General features: G+C 61.4%; 24 protein-coding genes and 1 pseudogene. 8 read left to right on the top strand and 17 right to left on the bottom strand.

Annotation, left to right across the window (positions count from 1 at the left end; translation table 11 throughout):
• Positions 1-12 precede the first annotated feature (12 nt).
• The 11 genes from lpxD to hisA all read right to left on the bottom strand — a co-directional run bounded on the left by lpxD (position 13) and on the right by hisA (position 9729).
• On the bottom strand, positions 13-1083 hold the full coding sequence (gene lpxD, locus CWE17_RS05555) for a UDP-3-O-(3-hydroxymyristoyl)glucosamine N-acyltransferase (RefSeq protein WP_131455371.1): 1071 nt from the start codon (positions 1081-1083) through the stop codon (positions 13-15).
• A gap of 3 nt (positions 1084-1086) precedes the next feature.
• Positions 1087-2220 carry a glutamate 5-kinase gene (gene proB, locus CWE17_RS05550; RefSeq protein ID WP_131455370.1) on the bottom strand — a complete coding sequence of 378 codons (1134 nt, stop codon included), beginning with the start codon at positions 2218-2220 and terminating at the stop codon, positions 1087-1089.
• The gene (locus CWE17_RS05545; protein ID WP_131455369.1) at positions 2217-2726 is read right to left on the bottom strand and encodes a YqeG family HAD IIIA-type phosphatase; all 510 of its coding nucleotides are present in this window, start codon (positions 2724-2726) and stop codon (positions 2217-2219) included. The genes proB and CWE17_RS05545 overlap by 4 nt, the downstream gene beginning before the upstream one ends.
• Positions 2727-2731: 5 nt before the next feature.
• Complete coding sequence (locus tag CWE17_RS05540) at positions 2732-3277, bottom strand: DUF3727 domain-containing protein (protein WP_131455368.1); 546 nt, start codon at positions 3275-3277, stop codon at positions 2732-2734.
• Positions 3274-3774, bottom strand: a complete 501-nt coding sequence (ruvX, locus tag CWE17_RS05535) for a Holliday junction resolvase RuvX (RefSeq protein WP_131455588.1) — start codon at positions 3772-3774, stop codon at positions 3274-3276. Before ruvX ends, CWE17_RS05540 begins: the two co-directional genes overlap by 4 nt.
• A 16-nt stretch (positions 3775-3790) precedes the next feature.
• On the bottom strand, positions 3791-4846 hold the full coding sequence (locus tag CWE17_RS05530) for a hypothetical protein (RefSeq protein ID WP_131455367.1): 1056 nt from the start codon (positions 4844-4846) through the stop codon (positions 3791-3793).
• Positions 4847-4888: 42 nt separating this feature from the next.
• Positions 4889-6058: a F420-0:Gamma-glutamyl ligase gene (locus CWE17_RS05525; RefSeq protein ID WP_131455366.1), complete on the bottom strand. Its 1170-nt coding sequence runs from the start codon at positions 6056-6058 to the stop codon at positions 4889-4891.
• Positions 6059-6120: 62 nt separating this feature from the next.
• Positions 6121-6681: a thylakoid membrane photosystem I accumulation factor gene (locus CWE17_RS05520; protein WP_131455365.1), complete on the bottom strand. Its 561-nt coding sequence runs from the start codon at positions 6679-6681 to the stop codon at positions 6121-6123.
• Between the two features lie 14 nt (positions 6682-6695).
• Positions 6696-8378, bottom strand: coding sequence for a DUF3685 domain-containing protein (locus tag CWE17_RS05515; protein WP_240789261.1), 1683 nt, complete (start codon positions 8376-8378; stop codon positions 6696-6698).
• 79 nt (positions 8379-8457) lie between these two features.
• Positions 8458-8829 (bottom strand): Fur family transcriptional regulator, encoded by a 372-nt coding sequence (locus tag CWE17_RS05510; RefSeq protein WP_240789288.1) that lies wholly within the window; start codon positions 8827-8829, stop codon positions 8458-8460.
• 132 nt (positions 8830-8961) lie between these two features.
• On the bottom strand, positions 8962-9729 hold the full coding sequence (gene hisA / locus CWE17_RS05505; RefSeq protein ID WP_131455364.1) for a 1-(5-phosphoribosyl)-5-[(5-phosphoribosylamino)methylideneamino]imidazole-4-carboxamide isomerase: 768 nt from the start codon (positions 9727-9729) through the stop codon (positions 8962-8964).
• A 93-nt stretch (positions 9730-9822) separates the two neighbouring features.
• Between hisA and CWE17_RS05500 the strand changes: the two genes are divergently transcribed.
• A complete protein-coding gene (locus tag CWE17_RS05500) occupies positions 9823-10746 on the top strand; it encodes an NAD-dependent epimerase/dehydratase family protein (protein WP_131455363.1) in 924 nt (307 codons plus the stop codon).
• Here CWE17_RS05500 and CWE17_RS05495 read toward each other — a convergent pair.
• Positions 10712-11260 (bottom strand): CDP-alcohol phosphatidyltransferase family protein, encoded by a 549-nt coding sequence (locus tag CWE17_RS05495; RefSeq protein ID WP_131455362.1) that lies wholly within the window; start codon positions 11258-11260, stop codon positions 10712-10714. The genes CWE17_RS05500 and CWE17_RS05495 overlap by 35 nt on opposite strands.
• Before the next feature lie 31 nt (positions 11261-11291).
• Here CWE17_RS05495 and CWE17_RS05490 point away from each other — a divergent pair, with 31 nt between their 5' ends.
• The 3 genes and pseudogenes from CWE17_RS05490 (at position 11292) to CWE17_RS05480 (ending at position 12466) form a co-directional block, all read left to right on the top strand.
• A complete protein-coding gene (locus CWE17_RS05490) occupies positions 11292-11762 on the top strand; it encodes a CBS domain-containing protein (RefSeq protein WP_131455361.1) in 471 nt (156 codons plus the stop codon).
• A 116-nt stretch (positions 11763-11878) separates the two neighbouring features.
• A pseudogene (locus tag CWE17_RS05485) lies at positions 11879-12189 on the top strand (L,D-transpeptidase); the annotation flags it as partial.
• A gap of 52 nt (positions 12190-12241) precedes the next feature.
• Entirely contained in the window at positions 12242-12466 is a 225-nt protein-coding gene (locus CWE17_RS05480) for a hypothetical protein (protein ID WP_370318276.1), read from the top strand.
• A gap of 20 nt (positions 12467-12486) precedes the next feature.
• Here CWE17_RS05480 and CWE17_RS05475 read toward each other — a convergent pair whose 3' ends face one another.
• Positions 12487-13818: a hypothetical protein gene (locus CWE17_RS05475; protein ID WP_240789260.1), complete on the bottom strand. Its 1332-nt coding sequence runs from the start codon at positions 13816-13818 to the stop codon at positions 12487-12489.
• 122 nt (positions 13819-13940) lie between these two features.
• Positions 13941-14651, bottom strand: coding sequence for a ligase-associated DNA damage response endonuclease PdeM (gene pdeM, locus CWE17_RS05470; RefSeq protein ID WP_255417766.1), 711 nt, complete (start codon positions 14649-14651; stop codon positions 13941-13943).
• An 82-nt stretch (positions 14652-14733) separates the two neighbouring features.
• Between pdeM and CWE17_RS05465 the strand changes: the two genes are divergently transcribed.
• The gene (locus tag CWE17_RS05465) at positions 14734-14928 is read left to right on the top strand and encodes a hypothetical protein (RefSeq protein ID WP_131455359.1); all 195 of its coding nucleotides are present in this window, start codon (positions 14734-14736) and stop codon (positions 14926-14928) included.
• A gap of 4 nt (positions 14929-14932) precedes the next feature.
• Here CWE17_RS05465 and CWE17_RS05460 read toward each other — a convergent pair whose 3' ends face one another.
• Complete coding sequence (locus CWE17_RS05460) at positions 14933-15235, bottom strand: DUF3104 domain-containing protein (RefSeq protein ID WP_131455358.1); 303 nt, start codon at positions 15233-15235, stop codon at positions 14933-14935.
• A 70-nt stretch (positions 15236-15305) separates the two neighbouring features.
• Here CWE17_RS05460 and CWE17_RS05455 point away from each other — a divergent pair, with 70 nt between their 5' ends.
• Entirely contained in the window at positions 15306-16433 is a 1128-nt protein-coding gene (locus CWE17_RS05455) for a transporter substrate-binding domain-containing protein (RefSeq protein ID WP_240789259.1), read from the top strand.
• A gap of 29 nt (positions 16434-16462) precedes the next feature.
• On the opposite strand, the gene CWE17_RS05450 is transcribed toward CWE17_RS05455, so the two are convergent.
• Positions 16463-16699: a CopG family transcriptional regulator gene (locus CWE17_RS05450; protein WP_131455357.1), complete on the bottom strand. Its 237-nt coding sequence runs from the start codon at positions 16697-16699 to the stop codon at positions 16463-16465.
• Between the two features lie 97 nt (positions 16700-16796).
• Here CWE17_RS05450 and CWE17_RS05445 point away from each other — a divergent pair, with 97 nt between their 5' ends.
• Positions 16797-17414 carry a PCC domain-containing protein gene (locus tag CWE17_RS05445; protein ID WP_131455356.1) on the top strand — a complete coding sequence of 206 codons (618 nt, stop codon included), beginning with the start codon at positions 16797-16799 and terminating at the stop codon, positions 17412-17414.
• On the top strand, positions 17411-17641 hold the full coding sequence (locus CWE17_RS05440) for a DUF6737 family protein (protein WP_131455355.1): 231 nt from the start codon (positions 17411-17413) through the stop codon (positions 17639-17641). Before CWE17_RS05445 ends, CWE17_RS05440 begins: the two co-directional genes overlap by 4 nt.
• Here CWE17_RS05440 and CWE17_RS05435 read toward each other — a convergent pair.
• Complete coding sequence (locus CWE17_RS05435; RefSeq protein WP_131455354.1) at positions 17638-17835, bottom strand: hypothetical protein; 198 nt, start codon at positions 17833-17835, stop codon at positions 17638-17640. The two genes, CWE17_RS05440 and CWE17_RS05435, sit on opposite strands and share 4 nt — an antisense overlap.
• Positions 17836-17843 lie beyond the last annotated feature (8 nt).

The raw sequence follows: 17843 nt of genomic DNA, 5'->3' as shown, positions 1-17843 counted from the left end.
AAGCCAGCGAGGTTACTGAGGCGAACGCTCCGACTTGATCAGAGCATCCAGTTCTTTCCTCAGCTCTCTGAGTTGTTTGGCCATCTCCGGCAGCTTGCCGAAGGCGGCGGAGCACCGAAGCCAAAGGCGATTGGGAATCGCCGGATAGCCGCTCACCACCTCACCGGCAGCCACCTCGCCATGGATACCGCTCTTGGAGCTGGCAATGGCACGGTCACCGATGACAGCCCTGTTGGCCACACCGACCTGGCCGGCAAGGATGACCCCATTCCCAAGCCGGGCTCCGCCAGCGATGCCGACCTGGGAGGCGAGGGCACAGCCCCGGCCCGTTTCGACGCCGTGGCCGATCTGCACCAGGTTGTCGATTTTGGTGCCAGCACCAATGCGGGTCTCCCCCACCGAGGGGCGATCGATCGTGCTGCCACACCCCACTTCAACGCCGTCCTCGAGCACCACCTGACCGGTCTGCGGCATCTTGCGCCAACCGTTGGCAGTCGGAACGAAACCGAAACCCTCCGAACCCACTACAGCATTGGAGTGCACCACGCATCGGGACCCAAGCCTTGAGCCTGGATGCAGCACTGCGTTGGCGTGGAGTTCGCAATGGTCTCCCACTTCCACGTCGTCGTAGATCACCACCCCCGGGTGGATGACGCTGTGGTTTCCGATCCTGCTTCCGTCACTGATGCAGACCCTTGCCCCGATGGAGACGCCAGCACCAAGGCTGACCCGTTCACCGATCACTGCTGTGGGATGCACTCCCGCGAGGGGCCGTGGTCGTGGATGCAAAAGTTCCAGGGCCTCTGCAAAGGCCAGTCGGGGATCTTTGAACACCGCCCAGGCGGTGCCCCTTGCCTCGGCTCGTTGCACTAACTCGTCTTGATCGGGAAGCAGCAGGGCGCCAGCCTGGCTTGCTTCGAGGGCTTGCTCGAGCGCATTGCCCTTTTCGAGGAAGCTCATCTGGTCTGCCTTGGCTTTCTCCAGCGACGCCGCTGAACTGAGCCGGGGATCGCTCCCGAGGCCGTGGCGAAGCAGGCCGGCTTCGCCTTGCTGCAGCGCAGCAACCAACTGACTGAAATGCATGCGTTAGAGCTCCGCCGGCCGGATCGTAGGCGTGCTGAGCACGAGCGCGTCACGGTGAACAACCAGGGGCGAGCCACCATCGAGCCGGTTGTCGCTCTCAACCGGGTCGTTGCTTCCGACCTCCAAGGCTTTCTGGAGGGCCTCACTGCTTAGGGAGCTCAGACCTCGACCCAACTCGGTCCCGTCCGGGCCAAGCAGGCGGACGGCATCTCCGCTGTCGAAGCGCCCGTCGATCGCTGCGATTCCCACCAGCAGTAAGGAGGCACCCCGATGCAGAAGCGCCTCACAGGCGCCGTGATCGAGGTGGAGTGAACCCTGAGGTTGAAGAGCATGGGCCAGCCAACGTTTGCGCTGTCCGAGGGGTTCCGGATGGGGGTGGAACACGGTTCCGCCTCGGCCTCCCTGCAGCACGTCCTGCAGCACGCTGGCTTCCCTCCCATCCGCCAGGTGCACTGTGATTCCGCTGGCCGTCGCGATTCTGGCCGCTGCCAATTTCGTGGTCATGCCACCGGTGCCCCAACGGCCGCCGTCACCGGCACCTTCTTCGAGTTGAGCCAGTTCGGAAGGGTGATGCACATCCGTGATCGGATGGGCACTGGCGTCAATCCGCGGATCGGCTGAGTAGAGGTGGTTCACGTCCGTCAGCAGGATCAGCTCATCGGCTTCCACAGCCGCAGCCACAAGTGCAGACAGTGTGTCGTTGTCGCCGAAGCGCAGTTCCGCTGACGAGACGGTGTCGTTTTCGTTCACGATCGGCAGCACGCCCCAATCGAGTAATTGATGGAGCGTTGCCGAGGCATTGCGATAGCTGCGCCGATCCGCGAGATCTGAGCGGGTCAGCAGCACCTGGGCCACGGTTTTGCTGTGGCGAGCCATGGCGGCTTCGTAGAGCCCCATCAGATGGCCCTGGCCCACAGCTGCCGCTGCTTGAAGAGCCACCACGCTCTCCGGTCGCGAATTGAGGCCAAGACGGCGGCAGCCGAGCCCGACTGCACCACTGCTCACCAGAACGGCGCGATCGCCTTTCTCCAAGCTTTCCGCCAGGGCGTCGGCGAGGCGTCCGATCATCGTCTCCGTTGAAACCTGTTCCTGACCTCTGAGCAGGCTGGTGCCCACCTTCACCACCCGCAGGGTCATGGACGCCCAGCCCCCATCCAGCGGGCGAGCTGCCGTTCAACCCGTTGCACCCTGTCGTGGCGGCAGGGGGTTCCGTCGGCTCGGAGCGGTCGTACCAGCACGGTGAACAGGCCAAGACGATTGCCTGCCAGAACATCGGTGAACAGGCGGTCACCCACGATGGCCAGCTGTTCCGGGCTCACTTGCAGATCCTGCAGCACCCGGCGAAGGGCGGCCCGTCTGGGTTTGGCGGCACCGCTGGTGAAGCCAAGCTCCAACTGGGCGGCCACCGCACCGATCCGTTGGCGGGAGGGATTGTTGCTGAACAAATGCAGGGTGAGATGCTGCCGCGCCTGGTCGACCCAGCTGATGACCGCGGGAGGAAGCACGACCTCGTGGCCAGGCAGGAGTGTGCGATCCACATCCACAAGCATGGCGGTAATGCCCTGCGATAGGAGCGGTTGCAGGGGGAGCTGGGCCAGTGTCAGGCCAGGGTCCCAGTCGGGTTGAAGCCAGTGATGGCTCATCGGCATCAGTTGCTGAGCTCCCGCTCCTCAAGTTCCGCTTCAATGCGCGGCTGGATGCGATCAAACTCCTCGCCCTCGACGAGTTCTGCGGCACCGTCGTTCATGCGGGCCACAACGAAGAAGGGATCCAGGGGGATGTAAAGGCCATATTCCTGTTCTTCGACCAGGAAACTAACCAGCAGCTCATAGGTTTCCGAATCGTCTTCCTCTTCACCGTCTTCCTCCAGTTCATCGGGGTCGGGTTCGTCCAGCTCACCGCTGACTGTGAGTGTCACGGCGGATCGCACAAGCGTCAGGTCGTGTTCCTGTAGAACAACGTCAGCCACAGAAAGGATCGGTTCGCTGTCACTAATGGCGTCGATCAGCTCAGGTTCGTCGCCGTCCTTGAGGCGAAACAGACACACTGGGGTATCGACAGGTGTGAGCAGGGCGTAGTCGACCCCATCGAGGGGGATCAGTTGTTCTAGGAAACAGAGCAGATCCCTGCTCCCCTTGTCCCTGACAAGGACGGTGGGCACTTCGCCGCCGTTACCGGCTCCGCTGCTGCTCATGACTGCGCTGATGTGTTCTTACAGGATCCTTCATCGCCGCTGACACTGCCAGAGGCCGGGTCCGCCGCTGCGACCGGTTCTGGCTCGGGACCATCGTTCAGCCATTGCTCCAGTAGTAAGGCTGCGGCAGCACTGTCGAGGCGACCGCTGCGGTCGCCGTGGAGTCCGAAGCGCTCGCCGGCAGCCCAGCTGCTGCTGTGTTCGTTCACCCAGGCCAGGGGCAGCATGAGCGCTCTCGCCAGCCTGATTCCGTAGCGCTGGCTATGGACCGCTTGGTCGGTGAGTCTTCCCTCTGCATCCAGCGGCAAGCCCACCACCAGACCTTCCACCCGGCGCTCGTGGCAGAGCCTGCGGATCTGCTCGAGATCGTCGCCAAAGCGTTGACGCCTCAGGGCCTGCAACGGTCTGACCGCAATCCCGAGGGGGTCGCAGCCGGCCAAACCAATTCTGCGTCGACCGACGTCCAAGCTCAGAACGGAACGGGGGCGAGGCTTCAGGCTTGCCACGTGATGGTCAGCGACGCCCCAGGCTCGGGGTCGGCAGCGGTGGACGTTGGGGCTGGAGACGTCCCAGCACGCTTTCCAGTTGGAGGCTGTTTGGACGTTGACGTGGTTGGATTTGTCGCCGCCAGAGACTTCTGCCGAGCAGTAGCTCCTCGCCAATGGAGTTCCATCCCGCTCTTTCCAGCAAGGCGTTTAAGGGACGATCCTCCTCATTGCAAAGCAGTTTCAGGTCAGGTTGTTCCCGTTGCAGTCGATCCAAGACCGCTGGCAATGCCCGATTGAGTCGCTCATCCCAGGCCAGGTCCCGGACCAGTTCACACCGGGCACCATCGGGGCCTCGATCGATTCGCAGGAGTCCGGCGAGGGCGATTGGACCGTTGTCGCCTTTGCCCAGCAACACCCCGCTGCCGGCACCGCACTGGTCGAGTAGATCGTTGCAGCGTCGGTCCACGATCTGTCGTTGATGGCTTGATGCGGAAGCCTGTTCAAGGGGCCAGAGGAGCGGAGCACTGCGACGGTTGAGGGGAGACCAGATGCATCCGTCTCCAAGCTCAGTCGGCATCGGCGATGGCGTAGAAGCGCGGCTCCAAAGTCGCGTTCGACGCAGGGGTTGAAAGCCGAGTTCCCGTAGGACCTCAATCTGGTCGCGATCCTGGGATGGGCAGCGAATCACCCAACTGCGTGATCGCGGGTGCGCCCCGAGGAGGGATTCCTTGAGCAGGGTGCTGAGCACCTGAGCGCGACTGTGCTGCGATGGCGTGCTGATGTCTTCAAGGGCCAGTCGCCAACAGGTGCCCTGGCGATTGTGGGGACGCAATTCCACAAGAGCCCGCAGTTGGTCGGACTCCAGAGCGACAAGCGCCCTGGGCTGGCGTATCCACGGCAGCACCGGAAAAAGGCTTTCCGCCCTAGCGATCAGCCCTTGAAGGAGAAGGGTCTGAAGTCTGGGAAGCAAAGCACTCGATTCGCCGGCCTGAAGCCGGGGAAGGTGGGCCGCATGGAGCGGCTCTACCTGAAGGGTGCAGTCGGCTCCCCCCACCACGATGCTCAGCTGGGATGAGCTCAATGTATCGCCCGTCTCTGCCCGTCGGGCAGCCCGGGGAGTTCTTCAGGCTGGCCGGACCAGCACAAGAGGGGTTCGCTCGTTGGCATTTCCTGCTGGATTTGGTTTCAGAGCCCGGTGCAGCAGGGCGTGGTCGCAGCCACGGCTGCTCGCGAGCACCTTGACGCGACCGAGGTCGTTGACATCAACGATGGCCACATCGACGCCGAGAGCTGCGGTTGCTGCCTCACAGAGGGCCTGGGGCTCCTGCGGACCCAAGACAATCGTCTGGTCATAGGGAGGAGTGGTGCCGGTGATGTCGTCAATCAGCCGAGCCTGCTCTCCAGCCAGTCGATAGAAGCCACCTGGGCTGCCGACTAATTTCATGGCAAGGCCAAGAACCCAGGCCAGCAGGACCCGGGTCGGACCGACCTGATCAATGAGGGTTTGGAGACCACAGGCTGTAGCCAGGCTGCTGGTGGGATGAAACGCTCTGCAGAGGAGTCTGCTCAGCCAGCTTGGATCCACCATGGAGGGATGCTTATAGCGGCCCTGCATCACCGCCACGGGCGTTTCACCGATGGTGAGCACATCACCGGGCTGCACGAGATGCCCGGCATAGGTGCGAAGCACGTCAACGGTGTCATCCAGTGGCCCGAGCAGGTGGGTGCGGATCGGCAGCACTCCGCACTGGTCGCCAGGCCTGATGTTTGCCTGATCGCGGGTCGGGACAGCAGGACGCCGCAAGGGAAAGACCACACCCTGGCGGCGTTGAAGACGACCAAACGGTCCGTAGTTGATCCAGTGCACGTCGGCCCACAGGGTGTCGACGCTCTCGAGCACCGCAGTCCCCTCAGCGTCAGCGATGCTGATCGCCACCTTCACCGTGGTGGTTTTTCTTCCCTTCACGATGTAAGCGGCCCAGTAGCCATCGTCCCGGGCTTCTTCGTCGGGATGCTCGGGCCGAATGCTGGTGCTCACCTTCATTGAGGTGAGATCACACTTTCCAATCAGCACGGGCTTCACGTCGAACTCGGGAACCATCACCTCCATGCGTTGGTGGGGGTTGTGAATCGAGAAGGAGCCCGTCACCTTCAGCCCACCTTGCTCTTGAGGCTCCACGTGCCAGTCATTGGCACTCAGTTGCAGTGGCGAGGCTGGTCTCAGGCGGTGCCGCGCCTCAAGCCAGGCCACGGCCACACCGAGGACGAGCAGCACGATGAGCAGGGTGGCCATGCCATCACCGGTGCATCGACCGGACGATCAGCCGCGCAGCGTAGGCGGTTTCATCGCTCGGATCAGCGGGTTAGCACTTCAGTGTTGAGCTCATTGAAACTGAGGCTGGTGCTCACCCCCTCTGGAGCGGGAAGACCAGTGGCCTCACTGATCGCGACATTGATGGCCTCGAGGGGCACTTGACCCTCTTCATCCAGCAGCAGACGTCCCTCGCCGTTGATCACCACCACTTGGGGGATGCGACCGTGCCAGTAGTGGGCAGGATCGCGGACGCCCCGATCAATGCGGTCTTGCAGGGCATCAGTGGTCAGAGGCATCAGGTCGATGCTTCGCCCCCAGAGCCGTTGCAGCTCTGAGACGGCTGGAGCGAAGGCTTTGCTCGTGCGGCTGTCATCCAGGTAGAAGATGAGCACGCTGGTTCGCCCGGCTGCCTGGGATTCGGCCAGGGTGCTGGCGGGAGGGACCAGGGAGCCATTGCCTGCGTAGAGGGCGAAAATGTTGCCGTCGTAGGCATCGTCATCTCGCGCTGCGGATGCAGTTGGAACAAACAGGAGCAGAGACAGCACCAGTCCCAGCATTGCCTTGAGTACTCGTGCCATCGCCCAGCCGTGATAGCTGGGCATTCTGCCTGTTGATCTCAGCCGCGGCCCGCAGGCCGCTGGTTCAGGCTCCGTCCCATCCCCTGAGCAATCCCTCGACCGATCAAGCCGATGGCCCGACCGACCACCTGGGTGAGCAGCACCACCATGAGGTCTCCAATGGTGCGCACCAAAGCCTGCATCTGAGGAGCAATGGCATCCCTTGCTTCGAGAAGCAGTGCGACCTGTTGCTGCCACCAGCCCAACTGTTTCAGTTCGCTGTCGCGGGGTTCCACAAGGATCAGCGGTTCGATTCGACCGGCCCGTAGTCGGTAAAGCAGACGACGGCTCTCATAAAGGCGGATCGGCCGCTGAATCCAGAGTTGCCAGCGGTTCTGATGGTTGAGCTGGTTGCGGAGTCGCTCCAGTTCACGGGTGGAGATCAGATGCTGGTTCAGGAGATAACGCCGCAGTTCAGGCCAGTCACCGCAGGCGCTTATCAACTCTCCACTGATCAACTCAGCCGTTCGCACCAACCAGTTGCTGACAAGAGTCTCGAGTTGGAGCAAGGCGCGGGGGTGGTGGGCTGGCAGGAGTTGACCATCCACGAGCACCGGCTGGTCAAGAACGAGTGGATCCAGCATCCGTCGTGGATCGGGTAGTTCTTCATCGGTCTGCTGCAAATCCGCCTGCGTCAGTAATGACTCCGTCACGGGCTGGAGGGAGTCGCCCTGCGGTAGGCGCACATAGCTACCGGTCATGGATTGCAGGGCCTGTTTGCGCAGCTGAGGCTGGAGAGCGTGCCAGCTGTCGGTCAGTGCCGCTGCGTGAAGATCCTCGGGCTCCATCTCCTCGCGCCGGAGCCGAGCCATGACCTGGTCGAGTTGCTGCAGGAGTGCCAAAAGAAGATCGCGGCGACGCTCTGGGTTCAGCCCCTCCATCGCCAACAGGCTGCCGGTGCCGTTGCCCAACCCTGCGTTGACCGCTCCCTGGAGCCGCTCCTGGATCGCTGTCCAGACCGCTGTGGCATTGCGTTCACGCAGCGTGATCGCTGTGCTCGCCTGATGATGCGAGTCCCCGCCTTCCTCGAGGATCGTTCTGCTCTGTTGACCCAGGGGGACGGCGTCCACTAGCCCGACCTGCAGGGGCCCCCACAGCCAGAGCAGCAGGTTTCTGGCACTGCGCAATTCGCGGCAGCGCCCTTCCAGCAGCAGTCGCAGCAGAAGATGCTCTGGAGGGGGATTGAGCAGGCTTTCGATTACCTGCAGGTCATGGCTGATCTGCTGCAGACCGCTGACTAAGAGCCATTGCCCCAGGCCCAGCGTTGCCGCAGGGGTTGATGCACTGGGTTGTGGGCCTGCACTCTGGCGAAGACGCAACACCCGTCCCCCCTCGCGCAGGGTGGTGATGGCTTCGCGAAGGCTTGGTAGATCCGGGTCTTGCAGTAATCCGGGGCAGTCGAGTTGAAGCAGCTCGTCTTCGCTCAGGTTCAGTTGAGCGGGGAGCAAGAGCAGCACAGGAGCTGGTTGCCAGCGTTCATTGAGCTGCAAAAGCTCCCGACGCAGGGCCCCGAATCCGATCTGTTCGTCCACCGACCAGATCACCAGGCAGGGGTGTTGATTGAGCTGCTCAGGCCGGAGTCGAACGGCGCAGGTGTCGGCCTCCATCGACAGCTGAAGGGCCAGGGACTCACCGAGGAGATCCGGCGCGAGCAGGAGGACTTCGACGTTCTTGCTGCTCAAGGCTGGGGACCTGGACCGTCACTGTTCCGTCAAGGTAACGAGTGCGGAGCCTTGGCTCCAGTGGCTGGGAGGGGATTGTTCAGGATGCGGAGCCCGTCGGGCGACCGTTGAGTTGCAGGGTGTACGACTCGATCCTGTAGCCAGTGCTCGATTCGATCGCGCTGAGCAGTGCGTCAGGCAGCTCGATGTCGAGATCTTCAATTCGCCCTGTCTCCAGACAGGTGAGGTGACTGTGGGGATCACTGCGATACCCGTAGAGCCGCCCATTGGCCCTGTCGAGGCACTCGATCACTCCCGCGCTTTGGAGGGCCTCGAGGTTTTGGTAAACGGAGGTGTGGCCGATGTTTCGACCACGGGCATTGAGCTTCTCGAAGATGTCTCTTGCACTGAGATGGTTGGCCTCACTCCAGAGCAGGTCGAGCACCATGCGTCTCTGCCTGCTGAGACGCATGCCGAGTTGACGGCAGCGTTCGAAGGCTTGCTGCACCCCGGTCTGGGGGACTGGGTCTGTGGAGGGATTGACTCCGCTCACAGGCGTATCGGGAATGACTTCACCTTAAGGTCCCAGGCAACCCGAGGTGGCTCAGCCGTTGAGGATGTCGAGGTTTGGAGGGTCCTGAAGACGGTTCTCTCCCAGGGCAGCGATCGCTTCTCTCAAATCCACGCGACCGTCGTAGAGGGCGCGTCCAACAATCACCCCCTGCACTCCAAGGGGTTCCAGGGCCAGTAGAGCCAGAAGGTCGGCCATGCATCCGACGCCTCCCGACGCGATCACCGGCACCTGGCTGGCCTGGGCCATGGCACGTAAGGCGTCAAGATTCGGCCCTTCAAGGGTGCCGTCCGTCGCGATGTCGGTGCTGATGATCGCGGCAATGCCTTCAACACTGAGTTCTGAGGCCAGGGTCGTGGCCTCAACATTGCTGTTTTCAATCCAGCCTCGAGTGGCTACCTTCCCCTCTCGCGCATCGATGCCGACCACGATCCGGCCAGGGTGACGCGATGCCAGCTCAGTAACCAGCCCAGGATTTTCGAGCGCTGCGGTGCCAAGGATCACGCGATCAAGTCCGCAGGCCAGCAACTGTTCAGCCCGATCAACCGAACGAACACCTCCACCGAGTTGGACGGGAATCGAGAGGGCCTGCGTGATCGCCTGCACGCTTTCGTCATTGACGGGTTTCCCACTTTTGGCGCCGTCAAGATCGACGAGGTGCAGGCGGCTGGCCCCCTGTGTCTGCCAGCTCAGTGCCTGGGCCACCGGATCGTCGTTGAACTGGGTGACCTGTCCGTAGTCACCTTGATGCAGGCGTACGCAAGCTCCACCCAGCAGATCGATGGCGGGAATGATCTCCATGGGGTGAGGGATGGATCGCAGAGCCCCATCCTGCAGCGTGGCTGATCAGCGACCCCCAACCGCGCTTCAATGGCAGCCAACTGAGCTGTTCGGATGAAGATCCTTGTCATGGGTGGAACCCGATTTGTGGGTAAACCGCTGGTGGCGTCGCTCCAGGCTCAGGGGCATGAACTCACGCTGTTTACGCGAGGCAAGCAGTCCCTGCCAGCTGGGATTGAGCACGTGCGTGGGGATCGCAGCCAGCTGGAGGATTTAGAGCAACTACAGGGCCGAAGCTTCGACGTAATCATTGATAGTTCCGGCCGCACCCTGGACGACAGCCGTTCTGTCCTGTCTGTGACGGGTGCTCCGAGCCACCGATTCCTTTATGTGAGTTCAGCTGGTGTTTATGCATCCAGCGAACAGTGGCCCCTTGATGAAGACTGCCCAGTGGATCCGGCAAGCCGCCACGCCGGTAAAGCTGACACCGAAGCTTGGCTGCTCAAGGAGGGAATTCCGTTCACGAGTTTCCGTCCCACGTACATCGTCGGTCCTGGCAATTACAACCCGATTGAGCGTTGGTTTTTCGCCCGGATTTGTCATGACCTGCCCGTCCCCATCCCGGGGGATGGCACCACGATTACTCAGGTGGGTCATGTGGAGGACTTGGCTGAGGCCATGGCCCGTTCGCTCGCGGTGGATGCCTCCGCCAATCGCATTTACAACTGCTCCTGCAGCCGTGGCATCACGTTCAATGGGCTTGTGGCAGCTGCTGCGATCGCAGCGGGACGTGATCCTCAGTCCGTTGACGTGCGTCGCTTCGACCCGAGCGGACTTGATCCCAAGGCGCGGAAGGCCTTTCCGCTCAGGATCGGCCATTTTCTGACCGATATCAGCCGAGTGGAGCGTGAACTGGCCTGGAGCCCTCGTTTTGATGCCCTGAAGGCTTTTCAGGACAGTTTCAACCGGGAGTTCAGCCTCGACCCGGGGGATGCTCCAGATCTCAGCGCTGACCTTCAGTTGATTGGAGCGGCCTGAGGTAGCTGGCGGCGGATTGCAGGGCCATGAACAACGACGGCCAGAAGAGCCACCAGCCCAGTTGATGGAGCCCATCGACAGCCGCGTCCGATCCCCAGGATCTAGGCCAGAGCAGCAGCAGCAGGCTGAGGAACTGCAAGATCGTTTTGGCTTTCCCTGCACTCGAGGCGGGAGCACCGTCCATGGCATCCCGTCGCCATCCGGAGATCAGCAGCTCCCGGGCTAAGAGAAGCCACAGCGCCCAGAGGGGAAGGCGCTGCTCACTGGCGAGCCAGACCAAAGGGGCACAAATCAGGAGCTTGTCGGCTAAGGGGTCAAGGCGGGCGCCCCAACTGTTTCCCCCTCCACCTCGGCGAGCCAACCAGCCATCAAGTGCATCGCTGAGCCCTCCCAGAAGAAGCAGGATCCATGCCACGGCCGACCATCCGGCCGCCAGAGACATGATCAGCGGCAGGCCTGCCATCGCCCGAAGCAGGGTGAGGCGGTCAGCCCAGGTGCGCCATGGGTTCTTCAAGGCTCAGAATGCCTTCACTCGCATGTGTTCCATGGTGCTCCAGCAGTCGGTTCGTGATGTGATGACCACGCCGGTGCTGAAGGTCACTCCGGAGACCCCTCTTCAAGAGGCCGTGGCTTTGCTGAGTGATCACCACATCAGTGGTCTGCCGGTGGTGAATGACCAGGGTCAGCTGATCGGTGAACTGACCGAACAGGACCTGATGGTGCGTGAAAGCGGCGTGGATGCCGGTCCTTACGTGATGCTCCTTGACAGCGTCATCTACCTCCGGAACCCCCTGAACTGGGATAAGCAGGTCCATCAGGTGCTTGGCACAACGGTCAAAGATCTGATGCGGCGGGATCATCATTCCTGCAACGCTGAGCTTGCGTTGCCTCGGGCTGCATCGCTTCTGCATGAACGCAGCACCCAGCGGCTCTATGTGGTGGATGCTGATCAACAACCCATCGGTGTGATCACCCGCGGTGATGTGGTCCGCGCCCTGGCCTCTGGCCAGGGGTGAGCTCGTCGTCGTCTCAACTCTCCGCCTAACCGTCCCGCTTCCTCAGCCTTGTCTTAGGGGTTGCCCAGGCGCTTCACCGCGGAAGCAATCGGTTGGATGATCCGAAATTCGACGACGTAGCGATCGGTGCCCCGGAATCACCCACTCCACCAGGCAGCTATGCGATCACTCGCAAAGAGGACAAACCCGTTACCACAAGCACGGCAAGGTCATTGCCCCCGGTCCGAAGAATCCGGTTGGGGTTCGCTACATGGCTTACTTCCAAGTTGGAACCGGCGAATATGCGATTCATGGCACCGCGTGGCCCAATTGGGTCAAGCTTCGGGCGGCTGTGAGCCTCGGATGCATCCGCATGCTCAACGACGACGTGATCAAGGTGTTCAACATGGTCAACGTCGGTACACCGGTCATCGTCAAAGCGAACTGAAATGACGTCGTTCTTTTCTGGTTTGAGCCTTGCCTTTTTTAGCGTCTTCCTCTTGCCTGAACTGGCCTGGGCGGTCGAGGAGATGAACGAGCAGGCTTTCCTCGATCTCGTCGAAAAGCCCGGTCACGTGCTGATCACCGCGACTGGTGTCGACGCTGTTAACGCGGAGGCGAAGCGGCAGGGATTGCGGCTCCCCGCCATCGGTTACTGGTCACCGGATGACGTCTGTTTTCGAAAGCCTCCCCAAGGGGATTGCAACGGACTCTTCCGCCGCTGATCCCGCCGGTCTTCTTCGACTTAGGGCAGTGGCGGTGGCAACACGGGCGGTGGGGGTGCACCGACCAGCGCATCCTGATTGACGGCTCCACTTTGCTTCTCTTGCATCGCACTGGACGGCTGAGACTTTTCCTGCACGACGATCGGGGGGGGGAGATCCGGTGGCAGGGTCAGACGGTCGAGTCCGTCCTGATTGGGCCCTGGCAAGACAGGATCATTTGGTTCAGGGGATCTGGAGCCCGGATCAAGCTCTTGGAGCACCAGCGGATCGGCAGTAATCGGAGGTTCCGGCAGCGGTGAGCGCTCGCGGATTGCAGTTTGACTGCCGGAGTCTCCGCTTCGTCCTGGTTTCGTTGGTTGTTTTGGACTCCAGATCATCCTGGCCACTGGCTCCACCCCCTGTTCCATGACCCGGTTCAGGCCTGCCAATGCACGATCGATCAGACGGTTTCCGATCCACTGGGCGCAGTCCACGGGGCCGTCGCATTGGGCGGCCATCCCCACGCGGCTGCTGAGGTTGGCCATCAAGTTCCCTTCCAGCGCAAAGCGTCGTTCACTCAACCGGAGCAAATAGGGAACATGCACAAAGCTTGTGGCCCCTCCGCTGATCCAGTTGGCGTCCTCCTCTGTAAAACCCTTGACCCCTGGAATGATGAGGCGACTTTTGGAAGCATGGTCAGGCATGTAGGCGGCCACCAGGCCCCGCCGACGGGCCAGATCTCTCGTTTGTTCGAGGGTGAGGCCGTCCTTACTCATCAGCATTTCCATCCGCCCGTCTTCGCGAAGTCCGAAGACCATTCGGATCCTGGGCAGGTAGTAGCGGATGCGCTGCCCCATGCTGATGCTGTAAGCCCCTTTGTAGCTGGCGGGCGGGGCTTTCAGATCGTTGTAAACACTATGGAGACCACCGACGAAGGTGTCGTAGCGCCGTTCCCGTTCATTGGTCAGTTCGCCGTAGCCGAAGTCGACACTGCCGTCATGACCGATGCCGATGAAGGCTCTTTGCTGCGACGCCGTACGGTTCCTGCCCTTCCAGATCCTTTGACCCAGCTTGAGGTCTCCAAGGGGAACAGTGATCTCCTGGCCCCCGTTGTCCACATGTCGTTCGTACATGGGACCTGACACATAAGCGAGTGCTGCAGTGTCTTGATAGGCATCTTGCTCCCGGTCCCACCCCTCAAGCAGTCCGACCCGAACTTTTCTGGGATCAAAATCGAGGGCATACACCTCGTCATCGGGCAGGTAACGAAAACTGCCGGCCTCGGCTCCTCCCAGGCGTTCCTTTGTCCCGGACTGCTGTTGATCACTCTCCGGACTCGGAGGTGCCAGAGCAAGTAGCGCTGCGAACCCCAAGATCGGCAGTCCCAGCACGATCCAGCGTTTTCGCAGCCCGCGGCGCGATCGTCTCTTCGGCGCGGAGCGACGCTGCCGTTTTGCGGCGCCGGCAGGCCTCTTGGTGACCGAGGATCCGTGTGTCACGGGGCCAGTCTTCTGGTTTGGTGGTGGGGAGACGGATCGAGCCAAGGAACGATGGCGTTCTCAGCCACCAGCCATTTGCGGTAACGCTGGCCGCAATCATGCCCTCCCGTCAACTCCCCGAACGCTGGAATCAGCAATCGCTCGCTCACAGGGTCATAGGCAAAGCAGGGAAGGCGGAGTCGATCATTGCCGGAGCGAAGCGATGCCACTGGGTGCACGTGGCCGCAGACATTGAGAAGAGGCGTTTGGCGTGGCTCCGGAGGCGACTCGGGTTCATGGCTCAGCCAAAGCTGGCCGACCCTTTGGCTGGGCTGCCTGGGAACTCCAGGGCAGGGGGCGTCACGGTCATGATTGCCACCGATCAGTGTCAGTTTGCAGCTGCACTCTCGGGGTAGTAACCGCAGGCTCTCCATGAGCTTGTCGGTCAGCCCCTGTCGCCCGTGGATGAGATCTCCGAGGATCAGCAGTTCTTCGGGCTGCAGCACTTGGCATAGCTGTTTGAGCCTATTGAGGTTGCACCGATCTCCGTCGCTCGGGATCGGAATGCCGTGAGCCTGAAACACCTCGGCTTTGCCGAGGTGAAGATCGGCCACCATCAGCTGGCGGCTTTTGGGGCGCCAGAGGGCCCTCTGGGGCATCAGCACCAGTTCTTCGGATCCCCAATGCCAGGGTTGTCCTGCTCCGTTGGTTACTGGAGCACGGGTCAAGGGCTCATCCGTCGGTGTGATCTCGACTGCATTCAAGTGTCGTGTCCATGCATCAGGCTGACGCCACCTGAGCGGTTGCATTGTGGCGTTCCCAGATCGTCTGCACCAGCCAGAGCCTGAAATCCTGCGCTTTCTGGAGCATCGTCTCAACCTTCTGGAACAGCAACAGCGTTTTGAATGCGCCTATGCCCTGCGGATGGAAGTGGCCGATTGGCTTTTCCTAGGGAACGCAGGCGCGGGTGAGCCTGCCACTCTTAACCTGCCTTCTCCGCTCTGATCGATCATGACCCTCGCGCTTCTGCTTGCTCTCGCAGGTTCCCTGGCGGCGATGGCCTGGATTGTGCGTCGCCTGGACCAGGCCTGAGGCGATCGACGATTTGATCAGCATTCACGGTGTGAATGATGCCGGTGTCGATGCAGGCAACCTGACAAAGGGACGGTTGTGGTCCACGGGCTCCGCCATCGCAATGCAGCACGGCACCGATCCACCAGTCCGACGCCGGGCTTGAAGGGTGCAACCCCCTGACGGCCACATGGTCGCCTGGGCGGATCCGCAGAAAGATCGGCTCTGCTCTGCGCTCCATTCACTATCACCTGTGAGTAGTGCAAGTGTATTGTCGCCGTGGCCGTTGTTGGCGTGGTACCCATGGGCTGTTGCGCGCAGCAGCTGTGGTGAAGCGATGGTTCCCAATCCGGCCAATCGTTCTGGCGTTGGTCGGATCAATCCTTTGGCTCGAGCCAGTCGGCGCCGTTGAGGAGGCGAAAAAGCCCATCCGGGTTGGTGTGAGTGGGAGCCCTCCCTTCGTGATAGGCGGGCAAACCGTTCAGACAGGGATCAGCGTGGAGGTGTGGCAAGAGGTGGCCACCCGTCTCAACCAGCCCTATGTGCTGGTCCCACTACCTAATACAGACGCCAATCTGCAGGCGCTGCTCGGCCGGGAGGTCGATCTCGCTATCGGTCCGATCAGCATCACTCCTGATCGCCTCGCGAGGGAGGGGCTTGATTTCAGTCAGCCCTATTTCCACGGTCATCTCGGATTGCTGGTGCCAACGGGTTCGGCACCTTGGATCAAGAGGCTTGCGCCCTTCTTCGGCTGGGCAGCTCTGTCCTCTCTCGGGGTGTTGATGCTTCTGCTGTTTCTTGTGGGGAATCTGATCTGGCTGGCGGAGCGGCGTCGCAACTACGAGCAGTTCCCTCGTCATTACCTTCACGGCGTTGGTAATGGGATGTGGTTTGCTCTCGTGACTTTGACAACCGTGGGTTATGGCGATCGGGCCCCTTTGAGCCGTACGGGACGCACGGTCGCCGGGGCTTGGATGCTTCTGTCTTTGTTGGCTCTTTCGTCTGTGACCGCGGGGCTGGCTTCAGCCTTCACCCTCTCGCTGTCCCAGCAGTCGCCAGGACGAATCCAGCAGCCCGATGATCTAACCGGTCAGTCCGTGGCAGTCGTTCGGGGAACGACCAGCTCGATTTGGGCTCAGATCTACGGGGCCAAGGCAACGTCGACTAGCGATCTGAATGCGGCAATCGGCCTGTTGAAGGCGGGCCGGGTCAACGCTGTGATGTTCGATCGCCCGGCCTTGCAGTATTTCCTGCAGAAGCAAGGTCATAGCGATTTCAAATTGGCACCCTTCGCCCTCGCAGCCCAGACCTATGGCTTCGCCTTCCCTGATGGCAGTGCCTTGCGTGTTCCGCTGGATGTCGAGATTGTCGACATGGTGCGCAGCGGCAGGATTAAGGCGATTGAAGATCGGATTCTCCAGCCTGCGCCTCAGTCCTGAGTCTGAGGAGGAGGCATCCGCTGGGCCTGTCAGTCCAGGGGTAGATGCCGCCGCAGGCCATCTTCGATCAGATAGGAGGCCAGGCTGCTGCAGCTGCGTCCTTCGCTGAGAGCATGCTGCTTGAGGCGCGCCATCACACCTCCGGGAAGGGTGACGTTCAGTCGTTCTGATTCCGCGGCGTCAGCGACGTCACCGGCACTCATGGATGGTTGCTCGGTTTGCAGCTTGTGTTGCAGCTCATGCAGAAGGGATTGAAGGATTGACACGTTTTTGACACGTTCTCGTAACAATTATGCCTCATCCTTGCCGTTTTTTCCTGCGATGCAGCCCGCGTTACTGTGGGGCCGTTTTCAGGTTGAGGTGATGCGCGCGCTGCCCCTGTCGTTAGCTCCTGGTCAGGATCTCAGGGGAGCTCTCGAGGAGTTAGCGCGAGCGCAGAATCTCTCAGGTTTTGTTCTCGGGGTGGTGGGCAACCTCTCCAGAGCAGCCTTTCAATGCCCTGGTCAGGCCTCCCCGACCGTGCTTGAGGGAGATCTGGAGATCATCACGCTCAACGGAACCTTCGGGGCTGATGGTGTGCACCTGCATCTGAGCCTTTCCGATGGGGCCTGCCAGGTTTGGGGGGGGCATCTTGAGCACGGCACGTTGATCCTTAAAGGTGCCCAGTTGCTTCTTGGCGTCCTTGAGCCGTCATCTCTCCAGCCGGCTATTCCTGCGATGTCGCCGCAGGCCAATGACGCTCGTGTCGAGATCGCGGTGTTACCTGGCTGTCCTTGGTGCACGCGTGCGCTCCGCTTGTTGAGCAGTGCCGACGTTCCCCATCAGGTCTTTCGTGTTGATGATGATCAGGCTTTTGCCCACTGGCATGGGCGCAGCGGCATGAACACCTTCCCTCAGGTCTTTGTGGACGGTGCACTGGTTGGCGGATACGACGCTCTTGCCGCCATGCATGAGCGATCTGAGCTCCACGGGCTGCGGTGAGCAATTCCGATCACTCGGAGTCCACCAGTCCTTCGCTTTGGCTTGCCAAGCCATGGTGGTGTCAGCCCTGGTCGATCTTGCTGACGGGAGTTGTCGTGATTGCCGCCAGCTGGTTTCTCTTCGAGCGCATCTGGCTGACGGCCCTTGCCGTGATGGGCATCACCATTTGGTGGTTCCTCTTCCTGGTGCTTGTGCCTGCGGCCTACAAGCGGGCTGAGAGCCCTTAGGCCAGTTTCTCGCCCCGTGCCCGACGCTTCTGCTCGAGCAATTCGTTTTCCAGTTGCTCGATTAACTGGCTCACGAGGGCTTGGAACTCCGGCTGACAGCCTCGGAAGGCCGCTTTGTGCCGGATCGGTTCGTTGCGGGTGCGCAAATCAGTGAGCATCAGTTCCAGCGCATCAATCCTGGCGTTGCTGTTCATGGCGGGAG

Source organism: Synechococcus sp. BS56D (assembly GCF_004332405.1).
Lineage (GTDB): Bacteria > Cyanobacteriota > Cyanobacteriia > PCC-6307 > Cyanobiaceae > Synechococcus_C.
The sequence above is the reverse complement of the archived record's forward strand: the minus strand, read 5'-3'. Positions and strand labels throughout refer to the sequence as shown.

Coding starts and splice junctions, on each gene's coding strand:
- lpxD (WP_131455371.1), bottom strand. CDS start 1,083: ATGCATTTCAGTCAGTTGGTTGCTGCGCTGCAGCAAGGCGAAGCCGGC.
- proB (WP_131455370.1), bottom strand. CDS start 2,220: ATGACCCTGCGGGTGGTGAAGGTGGGCACCAGCCTGCTCAGAGGTCAG.
- CWE17_RS05545 (WP_131455369.1), bottom strand. CDS start 2,726: ATGAGCCATCACTGGCTTCAACCCGACTGGGACCCTGGCCTGACACTG.
- CWE17_RS05540 (WP_131455368.1), bottom strand. CDS start 3,277: ATGAGCAGCAGCGGAGCCGGTAACGGCGGCGAAGTGCCCACCGTCCTT.
- CWE17_RS05525 (WP_131455366.1), bottom strand. CDS start 6,058: ATGGCCACCCTGCTCATCGTGCTGCTCGTCCTCGGTGTGGCCGTGGCC.
- CWE17_RS05520 (WP_131455365.1), bottom strand. CDS start 6,681: ATGCCCAGCTATCACGGCTGGGCGATGGCACGAGTACTCAAGGCAATG.
- CWE17_RS05510 (WP_240789288.1), bottom strand. CDS start 8,829: ATGCGTCTCAGCAGGCAGAGACGCATGGTGCTCGACCTGCTCTGGAGT.
- hisA (WP_131455364.1), bottom strand. CDS start 9,729: ATGGAGATCATTCCCGCCATCGATCTGCTGGGTGGAGCTTGCGTACGC.
- CWE17_RS05500 (WP_131455363.1), top strand. CDS start 9,823: ATGAAGATCCTTGTCATGGGTGGAACCCGATTTGTGGGTAAACCGCTG.
- CWE17_RS05490 (WP_131455361.1), top strand. CDS start 11,292: ATGGTGCTCCAGCAGTCGGTTCGTGATGTGATGACCACGCCGGTGCTG.
- CWE17_RS05460 (WP_131455358.1), bottom strand. CDS start 15,235: ATGGAGCGCAGAGCAGAGCCGATCTTTCTGCGGATCCGCCCAGGCGAC.
- CWE17_RS05445 (WP_131455356.1), top strand. CDS start 16,797: ATGCGCGCGCTGCCCCTGTCGTTAGCTCCTGGTCAGGATCTCAGGGGA.
- CWE17_RS05435 (WP_131455354.1), bottom strand. CDS start 17,835: ATGAACAGCAACGCCAGGATTGATGCGCTGGAACTGATGCTCACTGAT.